The 17245-nt window shown below is 45.5% G+C and carries 10 protein-coding genes and 1 pseudogene; 8 read left to right on the plus strand and 3 right to left on the minus strand.

All coding sequences use genetic code 11. The features are described 5' to 3' along the window. Positions 1 to 50: 50 nt before the first annotated feature. Positions 51 to 947, minus strand: a complete 897-nt coding sequence (locus tag IHV80_RS03440; protein ID WP_192890067.1) for a LysR family transcriptional regulator — start codon at positions 945 to 947, stop codon at positions 51 to 53. A gap of 162 nt (positions 948 to 1109) precedes the next feature. Between IHV80_RS03440 and IHV80_RS03445 the strand changes: the two are divergent. The 4 genes and pseudogenes from IHV80_RS03445 to recD all read left to right on the plus strand — a co-directional run bounded on the left by IHV80_RS03445 (position 1110) and on the right by recD (position 12012). After that, positions 1110 to 2119, plus strand: a pseudogene (locus tag IHV80_RS03445) (TDT family transporter). Positions 2120 to 2246: 127 nt separating this feature from the next. Further along, entirely contained in the window at positions 2247 to 5723 is a 3477-nt protein-coding gene (recC, locus tag IHV80_RS03450) for an exodeoxyribonuclease V subunit gamma (RefSeq protein ID WP_192890068.1), read from the plus strand. A 392-nt stretch (positions 5724 to 6115) separates the two neighbouring features. After that, the gene (recB, locus tag IHV80_RS03455) at positions 6116 to 9805 is read left to right on the plus strand and encodes an exodeoxyribonuclease V subunit beta (protein WP_192890069.1); all 3690 of its coding nucleotides are present in this window, start codon (positions 6116 to 6118) and stop codon (positions 9803 to 9805) included. After that, positions 9805 to 12012 (plus strand): exodeoxyribonuclease V subunit alpha, encoded by a 2208-nt coding sequence (recD, locus tag IHV80_RS03460; protein ID WP_192890070.1) that lies wholly within the window; start codon positions 9805 to 9807, stop codon positions 12010 to 12012. Before recB ends, recD begins: the two co-directional genes overlap by 1 nt. Before the next feature lie 101 nt (positions 12013 to 12113). Here recD and IHV80_RS03465 read toward each other — a convergent pair whose 3' ends face one another. After that, positions 12114 to 12305, minus strand: coding sequence for a hypothetical protein (locus tag IHV80_RS03465; RefSeq protein ID WP_008223046.1), 192 nt, complete (start codon positions 12303 to 12305; stop codon positions 12114 to 12116). Positions 12306 to 12587: 282 nt separating this feature from the next. Beyond that, entirely contained in the window at positions 12588 to 13925 is a 1338-nt protein-coding gene (gene argA, locus IHV80_RS03470) for an amino-acid N-acetyltransferase (protein WP_192890071.1), read from the minus strand. Positions 13926 to 14087: 162 nt separating this feature from the next. Between argA and IHV80_RS03475 the strand changes: the two genes are divergently transcribed. The 4 genes from IHV80_RS03475 (at position 14088) to csdE (ending at position 17167) form a co-directional block, all read left to right on the plus strand. Next, positions 14088 to 14561 carry a DUF2850 domain-containing protein gene (locus IHV80_RS03475; protein ID WP_192890716.1) on the plus strand — a complete coding sequence of 158 codons (474 nt, stop codon included), beginning with the start codon at positions 14088 to 14090 and terminating at the stop codon, positions 14559 to 14561. A gap of 81 nt (positions 14562 to 14642) precedes the next feature. Further along, entirely contained in the window at positions 14643 to 15755 is a 1113-nt protein-coding gene (mltA, locus tag IHV80_RS03480; protein WP_192890072.1) for a murein transglycosylase A, read from the plus strand. Between the two features lie 113 nt (positions 15756 to 15868). Then, positions 15869 to 16678, plus strand: coding sequence for a tRNA cyclic N6-threonylcarbamoyladenosine(37) synthase TcdA (tcdA, locus tag IHV80_RS03485; protein WP_086715986.1), 810 nt, complete (start codon positions 15869 to 15871; stop codon positions 16676 to 16678). A gap of 60 nt (positions 16679 to 16738) precedes the next feature. Continuing rightward, complete coding sequence (gene csdE / locus IHV80_RS03490; RefSeq protein ID WP_192890073.1) at positions 16739 to 17167, plus strand: cysteine desulfurase sulfur acceptor subunit CsdE; 429 nt, start codon at positions 16739 to 16741, stop codon at positions 17165 to 17167. Positions 17168 to 17245: the final 78 nt, after the last annotated feature.

Below are 17245 nucleotides of genomic sequence, written 5' to 3' on the forward strand. Positions count from 1 at the left end.
TATACAGTTTCTGATGTTAAAAGTCCAGTTGGAGCCCTAACAATGCGGCCTCAATCTTGATGTGTAGCCCAGTCTTCACAATAACTCATGAAAGATTTCAGCAGCGGGCTCTGGTATTTGTCTTTGTGTACCAGCATCCAGAAACGTCGTTTCATGTCGAGTGGCACATCAAGCGCTTTTACTCGGCCTGAATCAATCGCTCGTTGCGCCGCCAGTCGTGATAAACACGCGAATCCAAGATTGGCAGAAACCGAATTGATGATCGCCTCAGTAGTATTGAGCTCAAAAGATTCATACCAGTGTTCGATACGCGGTGCGACGGCACGAAGGAAAAACTCGCGAGTACCTGAGCCTGATTCACGTAGAATCCAGTTACTATCTTCTAAATCGCTTAAAGTCACTTTTTCTTTTGCAACGAGAGGATGTTGATTACTAACAATAATACACATTTCATCACTGCTAAACTGACTCGAAATGAGCTCAGGGTGTAATGTTTTTCCTTCAATTAGCGCGATATCAAGTTCATAATCCACCAACTTTTGGCAGATCAGCGCACTGTTTGAAATGAATAAGCTTTGATCCTGATGTTGAGTTCGTTCACGAAAGCCAGACAGAATAAACGGTGCGACCTGATTACCAATCGTGTCACTTGCGCCGACCTTTAGATTGCCACTTAAAGGTTGGTCATCACGGAACAAAACATCAATACCAGCAGCACGATGTAATATCTCATCCGCCAAAGGAAGAAGCTTTTGTCCCTCTTGATTGAGAATTAATCGGTTGTTGACCCGGTCAAATAGAGAGTGGCCTAATTGTTTTTCCATTTCGCCCAGCGCCATGCTGACTGCAGCTTTAGAGAGAAACAGCGCCTCAGAGGCAGCGGTCAATGTTGAGTGCTGAGTAATAGTAACGAACACTTTAAGTTGTTTAATTGAAATATTAGCCATCAGATTCCTAGTTTTACTCTGCTGGTGAAATGGATTTCGTTCAGTATTGGTGAACGCTTGTTACATATAATTGGATATTATTTAACGAAGCGCAAGCATATTATGGCTTCAACAAGCGAATGAGTTCACAAGTTTAGTGAATCAAGTTTAAGAGAGGCTGACATGATTCAACGTATTAAATATAGATTAACAGGAGCTCCAACACCCATGGCAGGGTTGGCACTAGCAATAGCAAGCTTAGGCTGGTGCTGGGATGGTGTATTGGTATCACAAGATATCTTACATACACCGGGTTTAGTTCAATGGATAAGCGCAGCGATTGCTGGGTGCTTACTTCTTGTTTTGGCTGTGAAGTTTTTGATTCACGGGCATCTATTGCGTGCAGATCTTGCTCACCCTGTAGTGGGAAGCGTTGTTCCAACATTTGCGATGGGTTGTATGGTTGTTTCTGCTTCTTTGGCTCCAATTTCGACCTTCCTCAGCGAAAGTGTTTGGCTAGCATCTGTTGCATTACATGTTGTGTTCTTGGTGAGCTTTTTATACCACAGAGCAAAACAGTTTGAGATTCACCATATGGTTCCTAGCTGGTTTGTACCACCAATCGGTATCGTTGTTGCGGATGTTTCTTTCTCTGGTAATCCAACTCTAGAGCCTGTTGCAAATGCTGTTTTGGTCTTTGGTTTGTTGATCTATGCGGTAATGTTGCCTGTGATGGTTTACCGTTTGATCTTCTCTCATGAAGTGCCAGATGCGGCGAAACCAACCATTGCGATTATGGCGGCACCAGCAAGCCTATCTTTGGCGGGTTACCTAACGGTTACGGCAAATCCTTCTCCAGTGATTATTGGATTACTATTTGGTATTGCGGTGTTGATGACGTTCATTATCTACGCAGCGTTCTTCAAACTACTTCGTTTACCGTTTACCGTTTACCGTTTAGCCCAGGCTATGCCGCGTTTACTTTCCCAATTGTGATTGGTGCAACGGCACTGTTTAAATTGGCAGCGTGGATGCAAGTACAAGGTATTGAAACGCATTACATCAGCCAAGTGTTCAATCTTGCGTATTTAGAACTTGTTGTTGCGACGCTAGTCGTGAGCTATGTAGCGATTCGTTACTACATGAACTACAAGCCTCATCGTGTTCTAAGCGCGGTAGGTAGTAGATTGTAAGAAGCAATAGTTCAAAAGATAAACGGACCTTAAGTTTTCAGTATTTCATAAGCTTATATTCCTAATCCAAACTCGGCACTTATGCTAATCTGGCTTTATATTGTGGCAAGATTAGCGTGAGTGCACTTTGTTTACTGTTTACCATTCCAATAAAGTTGATACTTTAAAAATTCTTCTCGTTCACTTAATCAAAAGTGACCCTTTAGCCAATCCCTTCGAAAAAGAGCAGATCTTGGTTCAGAGCCCAGGTATGTCTCAGTGGCTTAAGATGGAACTCGCCAAAGAGTTTGGCGTAGCAGCAAATATCGATTTCCCACTCCCAGCAACCTTCATTTGGGATATGTTTACCCAAGTGCTTCCTGATGTTCCTAAACGCAGTGCTTTTAACAAAGAAGCGATGACGTGGAAGCTGATGAGTTTGCTACCCGCGAAACTTGACCACCCTGATTTCTTACCCTTACAACGCTATCTTGAAAACGATGAAGATGATTCGAAGCTGTATCAATTAGCTGAGAAAATTGCCGATATATTCGATGGCTACTTGGTTTATCGTCCTGAGTGGATGGCGATGTGGGAAGCGGGAGAACCCGTTACAGAATTGGTAGATAGTGAAGGACAACAAGAGCACCCTTGGCAGCCAATTTTGTGGAAGGCACTCTACGAGCAAACCCTGTCTCAAGGCCAATCAAAATATCACCGTGGTAACTTGTATCACGACTTCATTGAAGCGTTAGCTAACCAACAAGGACAGCTACAACACTTGCCGAAACGTCTGTTTGTGTTTGGTATCTCGTCTCTGCCTCCTCGCTACATGGATGCCTTGAAAGCGCTGGGTGAGCAGATTGATGTTCATCTGATGTTTACCAACCCTTGCCAACATTACTGGGGCGATATTCGTGACCGTAAATACTTGGCTAGAGTGGAAGCGCAACGTCGTAAGCAGTTTGCTCTGGTTGATGGCTTGCCTCAGCTAGAAGGTGAAGTCTCACCATTGAAAGACGGTATTGAAGCCAACGTTGAAGATGAACTGCATACTAGCCAAGCGGTAGGTAATAGCTTACTCGCGTCTATGGGTAAGCTGGGTAGAGATAACCTGTTCTTACTGTCTCAATCAGACAGCGAAGAGCACGAGTTCTTTATTGATGTTGAGAGAGATAGTCTGCTGCATCAACTGCAAGCCGATATTCTCCAGTTAGAAGAGCACCAAGACGATCACATCTTAGACTCCAGCAACCATAAACAGGTAGTTGAACTTGGCGATCGCTCGTTGACCGTACACGCTTGTCACAGCCCAATGCGTGAGGTTGAAGTTCTTCACGATCAGCTGTTGGCGATGTTTGATGCCGATCCAACATTGAAGCCACGCGATATCATCGTGATGGTGGCAGACATCAATGCTTATAGCCCAGCGATTCAGGCGGTATTTGGTAATGCTCCGGGTGAGCGTTATATCCCTTACTCGATCTCTGATAGAACAGCAGATCAAGAAAGCCCAATTCTGACCGCCTTCATGCAGCTGGTCGCGCTACCGAAAACACGTTGCTTAGCCTCTGAGTTGCTAGAGCTATTAGAAATCCCTGCGATGATGGCACGCTTTGGTATTGACGAGTTTCAATTCGAGCAAGCCAAGCAATGGGTTGAAGAAGCGGGTATCCGTTGGGGTGTCGATGCTTCAACTGCGACAGAATTTGATCTACCTGCCACTGAGCAAAATACTTGGCTCTTTGGTATCCAGCGTATGTTGTTGGGCTATGCGATGTCGGACTCGGCAGGCTTGTTCGAAACTGAACACGCTCCAATTGCGGCTTATAACGAAGTTCAGGGTATTAACGCCGAACTTGCGGGTAAGTTAGCGCACTTTATTGACCGTATCACCCATTACCGTCAACGCTTAACTGAAACACAATCTATCGATATGTGGCGTGAAACCTTACTGCAAATGATTGATGATTTCTTTGCGGTTGAGCTGGAAGGTGAGGTGGTGCTTAAGTCGATTCGCGATGCACTTTCTCAACTAAATGAACAACTTGATGATGCCTTGTACGAACAAGAGTTATCGCCAAGCATCATCTATCAGTATTTGAACAATAAACTGTCGGGCGCGCGTATAAGTCAGCGTTTCTTAGCGGGACAAGTTAACTTTTGTACCTTGATGCCGATGCGTTCTATTCCGTTCAAAACCGTTTGTTTGTTAGGCATGAATGATGGTGTTTACCCGCGGTCAATGCCGCCAGAAGGTTTTGATTTGATGAATGGACGTACCCGTCCTGGTGATCGTTCTCGTCGTGATGATGACCGCTACCTATTCTTAGAGGCGATGTTATCGGCGCAAGAATGTTTGTATATCAGCTATGTCGGCCGTTCGATTCAAGACAACACTGAGCGAGTGCCGTCTGTACTGGTGTCAGAGTTGATTGAGTACTGCCAGCAGAACTATTGCTTAAGTGAAGACCAATCACTACCCAGCGATGATTCAGGCATCAAACTGACTCAAGCGATCAGCTTTGAACACACCATGACGCCGTTCAGCCCTGCAGCCTTTACACAAGGTGATGCAAGCTATGTGTTGAGCTACGCCAAAGAATGGCTTCCTGCCGCTAACCGTTCTGGTGAACGCAGTGGTGAATTCAATCGTGCTTTGGATGACTATTTGTTGGGTGCAACGTATCCATTGGAGCTAGATCTGGTTGAGCTACAGCGTTTCTGGCGCTTGCCGGTGCAATACTTCTTTAATCGCCGCCTAAAAGTGGTGTTTGAGCCACCGCTTCCGGTAATGGAAGACGATGAGCCGTTCGTGCTTAATGGCTTAGAAAGCTTCCAACTTAAGGATGCCTTACTGCAAGTGTTGCTAGACCACCCTGAAGGCGCAGATGAAGCGGTTCGCTTGTTTGTCACTGAGCAAAAAGCACAGGGTCGTTTACCGGTCGGAGCCTTTGGTGACATCGAATTTGAAACCAACCGTGTTCAAGCGGAAGACTTAGCTAAAGAGATTCGATTTGTGAGCGGATCACCGCAACAAGATCTCGAAGTTAATATCGAATTTGATGTGTTAGGCGAAGGCAAACCGGTTCGCTTGATGGGTTGGTTAACTCAAAACTATCAATCAGGTCTAGTGCGTTTCCGTAGCGGTAAAATACGCTCTCAAGATTATTTGGCAGCGTGGATTGATCATCTATGTTGCGCAGTGATGGGACATGGAAAAACGACCCATATTATTGGTTATGACAGAAAAGAGGGTGTTGTTCATCAAACGCTACAGCCTATCGGTGATGCGAAACAGGCGAAGAGCTTGTTGGCTGAGTTAGTACGATTGTTTTATCAAGGCATGACAGCACCACTGCCTTACTTCCCGAAAACCGCATTGGCTGGCGTTGAAGCGGGCTTTAGCCGTGGTAAGTGGGTCGATGATGAAGAGAAGTCGCTCAAGAAAATGGCCGATACCTTTAATGACAGCTTCGCTTTCACGGGCGAGGGGAGAGATACCTACATCTCACGTATTTGGCCTAAGTGGGACGATGAATTGGCTGCTGATTCGCGTATGTATTCAACGCTTGTGTTGCAGGCGGCAAGGTTGGCTGCAGCCGATCTGGAAGATCAGGAGTAAGTGGCTGTGATCGACAAGAACAATCGCGTGTGCGCTGAATTAATGAAAGACGAAAGAGAGTCGCTGGTAAGCATTTGGATGCTTGCTTTTAAGGTGAAGAGAAGCAAGGTACAGGAAATAAAGTGGCCGCCAGTAAATCATTATTAGTGTAGGGCGTTCGCTGTACGGCCACAGGTCAGAGGGACCATTATTCTGTGGTTCAAAGTAACGCATGAGTATAAAACTCGAATCGCGCCCCTGAACTCGTGGGCGCATAGTAGCGAGGCGATCCGAATTGATCCGTGAGAGAGATCGCACTAAGTATTAACAAATCAGCGTAGGACGTAAATTGAATGACGTTTTCCACGCTAGGTCACATTTGTAACAACATATTTATCAGAAGGCAGTAAGGCATGACGACCACAAGCAGTGTTCAGGTAATTGCTCCACAGACACTCAATACCATGACGTTTCCACTTCATGGCGCGCGTTTAATTGAAGCATCAGCGGGTACGGGTAAAACATTTACCATCGCTGGCTTGTATTTACGCTTACTGCTTGGGCACGGCATGGCTGCGCCGCAAGGTGAACTCGCGGAAGCTACCCGACACCATGAACCGTTGACCGTAGACCAAATTCTGGTAGTGACCTTTACCGAAGCGGCAACCGCAGAGCTCAAAGACCGCATAAGGAAAAAAATACGCGCTGCATATATATCATTTCGTAGAGGCGTTTGCGTTGACTCTAAAGATCAATTTATCAAGGACTTACTTGAAGAATACGATGATGCCAAGAGAGCATCCGCAGCCATAACATTGCTTAATGCCGAAAGGCAAATGGACGAAGCGGCGGTGTACACCATTCACGGCTTCTGTCAGCGTATGTTGACTCAAAATGCCTTTGAGTCTGGCAGCCGATTTGATAATGAGTTTGTGACCGATGAAAGCCACCTTAAAGCGCAAGTGGTAGCCGACTACTGGCGTAAGCAGTTTTACCCGCTGCCAATTCAACTCGCGGGCGAAGTGCGAAATATTTGGGGTTCTCCCGCTTCATTATTGGCTGACGTCAATCGCTACCTGACAGGATCTCCGCTAAAGCTAACCGTGGAAGCAATGTCGGGTGACTTACAAACACTGCACAACAAAAATCTAGATAAAGTGAAGCAACTTAAGGCGTTGTGGTGTGAATCTGAAGCGGACTTTTTAGCTTTGATCTCTGGTTCGGATGTGAACAAACGCAGCTATACCAAGAAGTCTCTACCGATATGGCTAGAAGCGGTGACGGCATGGGCTCAGAGCGACACTCATGATTACCAATATCCAGATAAACTAGAGAAGTTCTCACAAGCCACATTAATTGAGAAAACACCAAAAGGTACTGCTCCTCAACACGCGGTGTTTGAGGCTATTGAGAACTTCTTAAATTCTCCTGCAGACCTGAAAGCCCCATTGTTGGCACATGCGATTACCCACTGTCGAACTATGCTAGCCAAGGCTAAACAGCAAAAGCAGTGGCTATCGTTTGATGACTTGTTGACTCAGTTATCTGCGTCGATTGACGTTGATGAACAGTCATTGCTGGTGGAAAGAATTCGCACGCTCTACCCGGTGGCGATGATCGATGAATTCCAAGATACCGATCCGCTGCAATACAGCATTTTTAGTCGAATCTATCTCGATAATCCGCAGTGCGGCTTGTTTATGATCGGTGACCCAAAGCAGGCTATTTACGGATTCCGTGGCGCAGATATCTTTACCTATATTAAGGCGAGAAACCAAGTTAGTGCTCACTACACCTTAGGCACTAACTGGCGTTCAAGTGCTGATATGGTCAGTGCAGTAAACCAAGTGTTTATGAATTCGGATAGCCCGTTTATCTACGACCAAGACATTCCATTCTTGCCCGTTGCCGCCAGTCCATCGGCTGATAAGCGCCAATGGGTGATGAACGGTGAAACTCAACATGCTCTGACCTTTTGGCTACAAGATGCTGAAGACAAGCCTTTACCGAAAGGCGAGTATCACAAGGCAATGGCTGAGGCGACCGCGAGTCAAATTCAAACTATTCTGACCGCTTCTCAAAACCAGCAAGCCTATTTTGATAATGGCAAAAACCAACATGCCGTGAATGCGGGTGATATTGCTGTCTTGGTTAGAACCGGTAGTGAAGGTCGCCTGATCAAGAACGCGCTGTCTGAGCAAGGCATTGCGAGCGTGTACTTATCTAACCGAGACAGTGTATTCACTAGCTTGGTCGCGCAAGATATTCAACGCCTACTGCAAGCGGTTCTTACACCTGAAAACGACCGTGCATTGCGCGCGAGTTTAGCGTCGGAGCTGTTTGCTCTGGATGCTGCATCATTGGATGAACTCAACAACGATGAAGTGGTGTGGGAAAACGTCGTTAATGAATTTCGAGAATATCGTAAGTTGTGGCTACAGCGTGGCGTGCTACCAATGCTACGCAGCGTGATCAGCAAGCGACATCTCGCGGAACGCTTACTGGAAGAAGAAAATGGTGAGCGCTCACTCACTGATTTGATGCACATTGGCGAATTGTTGCAACAAGCAAGACAAGAGCTCGATAGTGATTATGGTTTGTTGCGTTGGCTAGCAGAAGCGATCTCAGATGCTCAAAATGGTCTAGGCGGGAGTGACGACGACATTCAACGTCTTGAATCAGAGAGAAACTTGGTTCAAATCGTTACTATTCACAAGTCGAAAGGTTTGGAATATGACTTGGTATTTCTGCCATTTGTTGCGAGTTACCGAGAAGCGAGCGAAGGCAAATTCTACGACCATGATTCAGATACCACGGTACTGGATATCACAGGTAGTGACAGTGCCTTAGCACAAGCCGATAAAGAGCGATTGGCAGAAGATCTACGTTTGATTTACGTAGCCCTCACTCGTGCCGTTTACGGTTGTTTCATTGGCATGGCTCCGCTACGTAAAGGGCGCTCAACCAAAGAGCCGACAGGCGTTCATTTGAGTGCCATGGGCTACTTGGTTCAAAACGGTCAAGAACAAGGTATTGCCGAGTTGTATCAGGCTCTTATAGCTATTGAGGGCAAAAACTCAAGTGTATTGCTTTCCGATACACCAACCGCTCATGAGCAAGTGTTTGTACAAGCAGAGCAAGTGAGTGAAGACTTACATGCCAACGAACTTAAGGCTTCAATCGACCGGGCTTGGCGAATTACCAGTTACTCGGGGCTTGTAAAACAAGGCAGCCACGGTGCGAGCCATGACGCGACCATTGAGGTGTCTGGCTTCGATATTGATTCGGCTGATGAACATGATGAGTCGGAACTGATTGAACCTGAACGTTCTATATTCACCTTCCCTCGTGGCGCTCGTCCAGGTACCTTCTTACACACCTTGTTTGAGGATGTTGAATTTACCGAACCTGCAACCAGCGAACATAACACGCAAGTAATCACTCACTTATTAGAGTCAGAACAATACGAACTAGAGTGGTTACCTGTGCTTCAACAACTGGTCGATACGGTGCTTAACACCGCATTAGATGGCAAAAGCCTAAAGCTGAGTGAGAAAGACTCGACTCAACGCTTAGTCGAGATGGAGTTCTTATTGCCGATCGAAGTGTTGGCTGCATCTGAGCTCAATCAAACCATTCAGTATCATGATCCGTTGTCAGCAAAAGCGGGTGACCTAGGTTTTCAAACTGTACAAGGCATGCTGAAAGGCTTCATCGATTTGGTGTTTGAGCATCAAGGTAAATACTATGTACTCGACTGGAAATCGAACCATCTAGGTGATGACGTTGCCGTCTACCATGGTGAAGCATTGAAATCGGCGATGGCCGACCACCGCTACGATCTGCAATATCAAATCTATGCGTTGGCATTGCATCGCTTCTTACGCAGCCGCGTTGCGGATTATAGTTATGAACAACATTTCGGTGGGGTTTATTACTTGTTCTTAAGAGGAATGGACGGTCAATCTCAACAAGGTATTTTCTCGGCGAAACCAACACTGGCTTTGCTCGATGAAATGGATCAATTGATTGACGGTAAAGTGATAGACAGACGTTCAGCACAATTGAATGACAATGAAACTGGACAGATGGGGCTTTTATAATGACAACGACGACCACTAATACCAGCATAGAAACAGCGAACATAGCAAAGCCAGTTTCACTTATCCCTGAGCAGTTAATGGATGTACTCAAGTTTCTTGCAGAAAAGGGTTCGATTCGTCAGTTGGATTATCAATTTGCCCGTTTTATTGCGCAGCAAGCCACGAGTCACTCTCAAGAGATCGGTTTTCTCGCTGGGGTGGTGAGCCATGAATTAGGCAAAGGGCATATTTGTACTAAGCTCATACAGCAGCATCCGGCAGATCTAGCTCAGTTACTTGGGTTATACGGTGAAACTGCACTGCAATTGAACCAAAAGTTGTTAGGCATTGATTGGGTGGCGGTACTTCAGTCGTCAAACCTAGTTGGAACAACCAATGACTGCGTTAAACCGCTGATGTTTGATGGGCAGCGTGTCTACTTACAGCGTTACTGGAACTATGAGGTTGTGCTGGCAGAAACGTTAAACCGTTTAAGTAAACCAGTGGAGTTCAATATTGAACAGAAAAAGGCGCTGACGGAAACACTCAATCAGCTCTTCGCACGTAGCTATCACTTTCTGTTTAACGCCTTAGCCAAGGCTGAAGCAAACCAACAAACGTCTCAGGTACTGCGTCAACAACTGGTGTGTGATCATCTTGATATCGTCGATGAGCAATCTCTGAATTGGGGCGCAATCGACCAAGTGATTGTAAAGGCCAAGCAAGTGACGGACTTAGATGTTCTAGACAGCTTGGTACCGTTATCGGCATGTTTGAACTGGCAAAAAGTAGCGGCAGCGGTGGCGTTAAGTCGTCGTTTCGCGGTGATTTCTGGTGGGCCGGGTACCGGTAAAACGACCACGGTAACTAAGTTGCTTTCGGCTATGGTTGAGCAATCACTAAGCCAAGGTAAAACACCGACGATCAAGTTAGTGGCACCGACAGGTAAAGCGGCAGCACGTTTAACCGAGTCGATTGGTAAAGCGATTGAGCAATTGCCTTTAGCGCCTGAAGTGAAGGCCAACATACCGACGGAATCGAGTACCTTGCACAGGTTGCTCGGCGCTATTCCTAATCGAGCGGAGTTTAGACACAACCGACGTAATCCACTTCATCTTGATATCTTGGTGGTGGATGAAGCATCGATGGTCGACTTATCCATGATGTATAAGCTGGTGGATGCACTCCCTGAACACGCAAGGCTGATTCTGCTTGGGGATAAAGATCAGCTTGCTTCAGTAGAGGCTGGTGCCGTGTTGGGTGATATCTGCTCGTTTAATTCAACAGGCTACAGCACAGCGCAAGGCAGTTTGATTGCAGAAATGACAGGCTTTGGCGCGATAGCTAATACAAGGCAGGTCAAAGCTGGATCGGTTAACCCTCCTGCGATTGCAGATAGCTTGTGTATGCTGCAGAAGAGTTACCGTTTCGATGCGCGCTCAGGTATCGGGCAGTTAGCAAAAGCGATCAATAATGGATCGGCTAATCAGATCGACCAAGTGTTTGCTAAAGGGTTTGAAGATATCGAAAATCATCCCCTGTCGAGCGACAGTTATAACTTGATGCTGCGTACGCTAGTCAATGAGTATGGTGCGTATCTGAACCGAATGAATGTGCCGTTAGAAGAATTAGAAACCCAAGAAGCGAGAGCGAAATCAGTGCTCGATTTGTTCAGCCAGTGCCGATTGCTGTGCTCTATTCGTGAAGGTGACTTTGGTGTTAAAGGCCTCAACCACAGAATTGAAAGGGCACTTGCCGCAAGACGCTTAGTGAATCCGCATAACGATGAATTGTGGTATCACGGGCGACCAGTAATGGTAACGCGCAATGATCATGGCTTGGGCTTATACAATGGTGATATAGGTATCTGTATGCTTGAAGCTGATGCAAGTCGCTCTTCTTCAACTGAAGATAACTCCGCACCTCGATTGAAAGTATATTTTGAATTGCCCGATGGCAGTGTAAAAGCCGTACTACCAAGCCGAGTGCCCGATCATGAAACGGCTTATGCGATGACGATACACAAATCTCAGGGTAGTGAATTTGATCTGACTTTGATGATCTTACCACCAGATTTCAGCCCGATTCTAACGCGAGAACTTATCTACACGGGGATTACGCGAGCTAAGAAACGATTGATGATGTTCAGTGATACTAACGTATTGAAGCGTGGTATTAAGGTGAAAACAGAGCGAGTCAGTGGTTTAGGAAGTCGCTTAACCAGCTAACAGTCAGTGGTTTTAGCGAAGGTGTTTCTGGAAGCAAAACTACGAAATAGCAGGGTAGAGTGTATACACAAAGCAACCATCCCTGGTTGCTTTGAACGTTATTAGGAATCCGTGCCTAAAAACGCTCGGGTAAACGATATATGGTTTATCTTGTACTTTGCTTGGCAATTCAAAATAAACTCTTTGAGGTTCTCGCTCACAGGGAACACGCAGTGCACGTCTAGCCCTTCTAAGAATTGGTTATCAGCCATATCCCAAAAACTTTGCAGCGAGTTACAAACAATGGTTCTCATATCAATGTTGCTCTTTTTGCTGTTTATATTAACGGCAGAGCTACTGCTAGCGTGCTGACCGTTAACGGGTATAGCAATCCGTGCAGTTACCATCTCAATGAGTTCGATATGACTATCGAGATGGCAATTCCTATAAAAACATTTGTAAATATTATTAAAGCGCTTAAATTCTATACAATTATTCGTGTGAGTGAAAGTGCATATTTGATAAAACTCATATAGTAAACGATTACATTTGCAATTAATTTGCGATCAAATTGAGATTTTGATCCAAAACTTTATTTACACGTTCAACGCTAAGATCTTTGAGTTTCTCTGATAGTTGTATAGACCCTGTTTTTCCATCGGTAATTCATCAACGCCTATCTCGTAAAAACCCTGTTCACGGAACCAATGAAGGCTATGTGTGGTAAGAACAAAGATTTGGTCGATGTCACGCGACTTGGATTGATGACGCATGTAATCCAGCAGTAATTGCCCACGGTTTCCATCGCGGTAGTCAGGGTGGATAGCAACACATGCCATCTCTGCCATGTGATCTTCGGGGTAAGCATATAATGCAGCACAGCCAATAATCAGACCGTCTTTTTCGATAATGGTAAAGCGATGGACTTCTTGTTCTAACTGCTCTCTTGAGCGACGGACGAGAATACCTTGTTCTTCAAGCGGGCGAATGAGGTCAAAGATACCACCGATGTCATCAATCTGAGCTTGTCTGACTTGCTCGGCACTCGCCATGACCACTTGGGTTCCAATACCGTCGAAAGAGAACAGTTCTTGGATTAATGCGCCATCCACTTTGTAGCTAATTAAGTGACAACGAGGCACACCAGCACGACAAGCCGAGATAGCACCTTTCAGGAATCGTAATGTTCCTGTGCTCATGTCTTCGGCAGGGTTTTGAGATTGAGTTAACCGTTCTAGAATTAGCTTGGCGTCTTTAGGGAAAAGTTCGGCGAGTACATTACCATTTTGATCCGTTACCCCTTGCTCCGAGCAAAAGCCAATCAACTTATCAGCCTTTAAACGAATAGCCACTTGAGTTGCGACTTCTTCAGAAAGTAGGTTAAAGCTTTCACCCGTTACGGAGCTGGCAATCGGACCAAGTAGGACGATGGAGCCTTGGTCGAGTGTGCGATTAATCCCTTCAATATCGATTCGACGAATACGCCCGCTGTGACAGTAATCCGTACCATCATCGACACCTAGCGGCTGAGCGGTAATAAAATTGCCACTCATGACGTTCAGTTGAGTGCCCGCCATAGGGGTATTGTTCAGGCTCATTGAAAGACGAGCTGTGATGGCGAGTTGTAATTGGCCTGCTGCCTGCATCGCAACACCCAGAGAATACTCGTCGGTGACTCTAATATTCTTGTGATAAGGCGTATGGCAATCTTGCTTTGCTAACAGTTGGTTGATCTGCGGTCTTGCCCCATGAACAAGAACAATCTTGACTCCAAGGCTGTGGAGTAAGGCAATATCACTAATAATGTTACCAAAGTTTCTATCGGCAACGGCTTCGCCTCCCAGCATAATTACCATGGTTTTACCACGGTGGGCATTTACGTAAGGGGTTGATTGTCTGAAACCTTTTACTAGCGCTGTACTTCTTAATTTCACAGAACAAGTCCATTTGTGTTTATTTATTCGTTAATTTAGCATTTAAATTCAAATTTAAACAACACATTTTTGGAATAAAGCGCAAACTATTCTCATCTAGGGTTCATTATATAAACTGTCTCAGTGTAGAATGCGCATAGCATCTTTATGAGTAGTTACCGAATGCAACAAGCTCCAGCAAGAAAGAACAAGATCGATGAGATAACCAAAGGCCTGTACAGTGAAGCTGAGCAGCGCAACCAATCTAAATTGAAGCGTAAGATCATTGAACGCAGCCTAATGGCATTAGCTATGGTCGGTACGTTTGCGGTGGTGTCTCTTTTTGGTGATGTTATTAATAGAGTACAAGATGCAGCAACACCCGATCACTTGCTTTATGGCACTTGGGTTGAACAAGATGTTGCTCATTATGCGACAGATGAATTTGTGCTTAATGCCAATGGTGTCTCAGTCGGTGGTTCAGTTATTTCGACTAACTTTGAGTTTGATGGTAATTACTTTGAATACAAGGCGGGGGATAAAACGTATCGCTTCCGCATGACCAAATCTGATCATACGGAAATGGTGCTCGATTCGGATGGGCACTACAACCCAGTCTTTCGCCTCAAAGGCTATATCGATAATTCCGTTCGATAGGTTATCTTACTGTAAACTCTTACAATCTAAGATTGTGTTATCTGACCGTTTTTGTCATCCTCGATGCATAGAATTTTTAGGATGACTCTTGTGATTAAAAAATGGCTTCCCCTTGTTGCCGCCTCTTTACTATTTGGCTGTGCTCAACCTACCGACCTTGCTCAACAACATCTTGATGATGAATTTCCCCGTACCTTAAATAAGGTTGATCAGGTCGAATCTAATAAGCCAAGAGACTACACCGCATTTTCAGAACAAGCTGAGATGGTCGTTTCAAAATCCCCTTCAATGGCTAAAATCTACGAACCGCTTTATCAGCAACTTAATGAGTGGGCGATGCAAAGTGGAGATCCTAGCGAGTTAGCTAACTTCGGCGTTCAAACCGCTCAGCTTGGTGGCGGCGATAAGCAAGGTAATGTCTTATTCACGGGCTATTTTTCTCCGGTGATGGAACTGCGCCATGAAGCGAGTGAGGAATACCGATTCCCTGTTTATGGACTTCCTGACTGTGACAAAGATTGCCCAACACGGGAGGAGATCTACAACGGTGCATTAGAAGGCCAAGGTCTTGAGCTCGGCTACTCTGCAAATCGTATCGACCCGTTCATGATGGAAGTACAAGGCAGTGGTTTTGTGCATTTTGGTGATGACGATACGTTGCAGTATTTTGCTTACGCGGGGAAAAACAACAAAGCTTACGTGAGTATTGGTCGTGTGTTGATCGAGCGAGACTTGGTTCCACGCGAAAAGATGTCGTTGAAAGCGATTAAAGAGTGGGTGCTGGCGAATGACCCAGAAGTGGTCAAAGAGCTGTTAGAGCAAAACCCGTCTTTCGTTTTCTTTGAAGCGAGAGACGACCTATCAGTAATGGGCAGCGCGGGTATTCCCTTATTACCAATGGCTGCAGTAGCAGGCGATCGCTCTATCTTACCAATGGGTACTCCGATTCTTGCTGAGGTTCCGTTACTGAATTCTGATGGTACTTGGAGTGGTGCGCACCAATTAAGATTGCTATTGGTTTTAGATACCGGTGGTGCCGTTAAGCAAAACCACTTGGATCTCTACCACGGTATGGGGCCAAGAGCGGGTACTGAAGCGGGTCATTACAAGCATTTTGGTCGTGTGTGGAAGCTTGGTTTAGATGGCAGCGCAACCGAAGCGCCTTGGGCTTTACCTCCTGAGAAGGTTGAGTAAACGACAATAAAATAGGGCATTGAAAGCGAATCGCTAATCCCCTAGACTTTTTATTCAAGAGTGCGTATAAAACGCACTCTTTTCTTTTTCTCAGAAATAAATTGGCGGCAACAATGCGTGAATTGACCACTCCAGCTTCAGAAAACTATGACCAACGATTTGGTGGCACTCGTCGCCTATATGGCAATAGTGAAGTCGACATACTTAGAGCTGCACACGTGTGTGTGATCGGTATTGGTGGCGTAGGTTCATGGGCTGTTGAAGCGCTTGCTCGTACTGGTTTAGGTGAGCTGACGTTGATCGATATGGATGACGTGTGCGTGACTAACATTAACCGTCAAATCCACGCTATGTCGGGTACGATTGGCAAGAGCAAAATCGAAGTGATGGCAGAGCGTGTTAAGTTGATTAACCCTGAGTGTAAAGTGAACCTGATTGATGACTTTATTGGCCCTGACAATCAGGCTGAGTATTTGTCGAAAGAGTTCGATTTTGTTCTAGACGCGATTGATAGCATGAAAGCTAAGGCTTCACTGCTGGCTTATTGTCGTAGTAACAAAATCAAAGTGATCACCACGGGTGGTGCTGGTGGACAAATCGATCCGACTCAAATCAAAGTGGCTGATCTGACTAAGACGATTCAAGACCCGTTAGCCAAGAAATTGAAAGACACCTTACGTCGTCATCATAATTTCCCTAAGAACCCTGCGCGTAAGTTTGGTATCGATTGTGTGTTCTCTACTGAGCAACTTAAATACCCTCAAGCTGATGGTAGTGTATGTGCAGCGAAGGCGACCGCAGAAGGTCCAAAGCGTATGGATTGCGCGACGGGTTTTGGTGCGGCAACAGTGGTAACGGCTACGTTTGGTTTTGTGGCGGTTTCACGTATCGTAGAAAAGATCGTTCAAAAGCATTCTAAATAAATAATTATTAGAGACTAGACAGCAAGCTTTTGTGTACCTAACAATCTACTGGATATTAAAATGATGTCATTCCCAAGCTCTCCATTCGGCAAAGAAATCAACAGCAATGATATTGTCGCAAAAATGCAGACTTTCAGCGGTTGGGAAGACCGTTATCGTCAAGTGATTCAATGGGGCAAGAAGCTGCCAATGATGCCTGATGAACTGAAAAGTGAACAGGTTGTGGTATCTGGTTGTGAAAGCCAAGTGTGGTTAGTTTCTCAGAACATAGAAGGTGTTTGGTACTTTTGCGCCGATTCTGATGCGCGTATTGTCCGCGGTCTAATCGCATTAGTGATGGCGGCATATGATGGAAAAACATCAGAGCAGGTACAAGCATTCGACATTGATGGCTACTTTGAACAAATCGGTCTAATTACCCATCTAAGCCCATCTCGCGGTAATGGGTTAAAAGCGATTGTTGCTCAAATCCAAGAACTAAGTGCATAACATCTCTTAGAAGTACAGATACAAAAAGGGTTGACGCTAAGCGCCAACCCAAGTCCGTTACTCGTTATTCTTTGTTAT

This window comes from Vibrio bathopelagicus (assembly GCF_014879975.1).
GTDB classification, from domain to species: domain Bacteria; phylum Pseudomonadota; class Gammaproteobacteria; order Enterobacterales; family Vibrionaceae; genus Vibrio; species Vibrio bathopelagicus.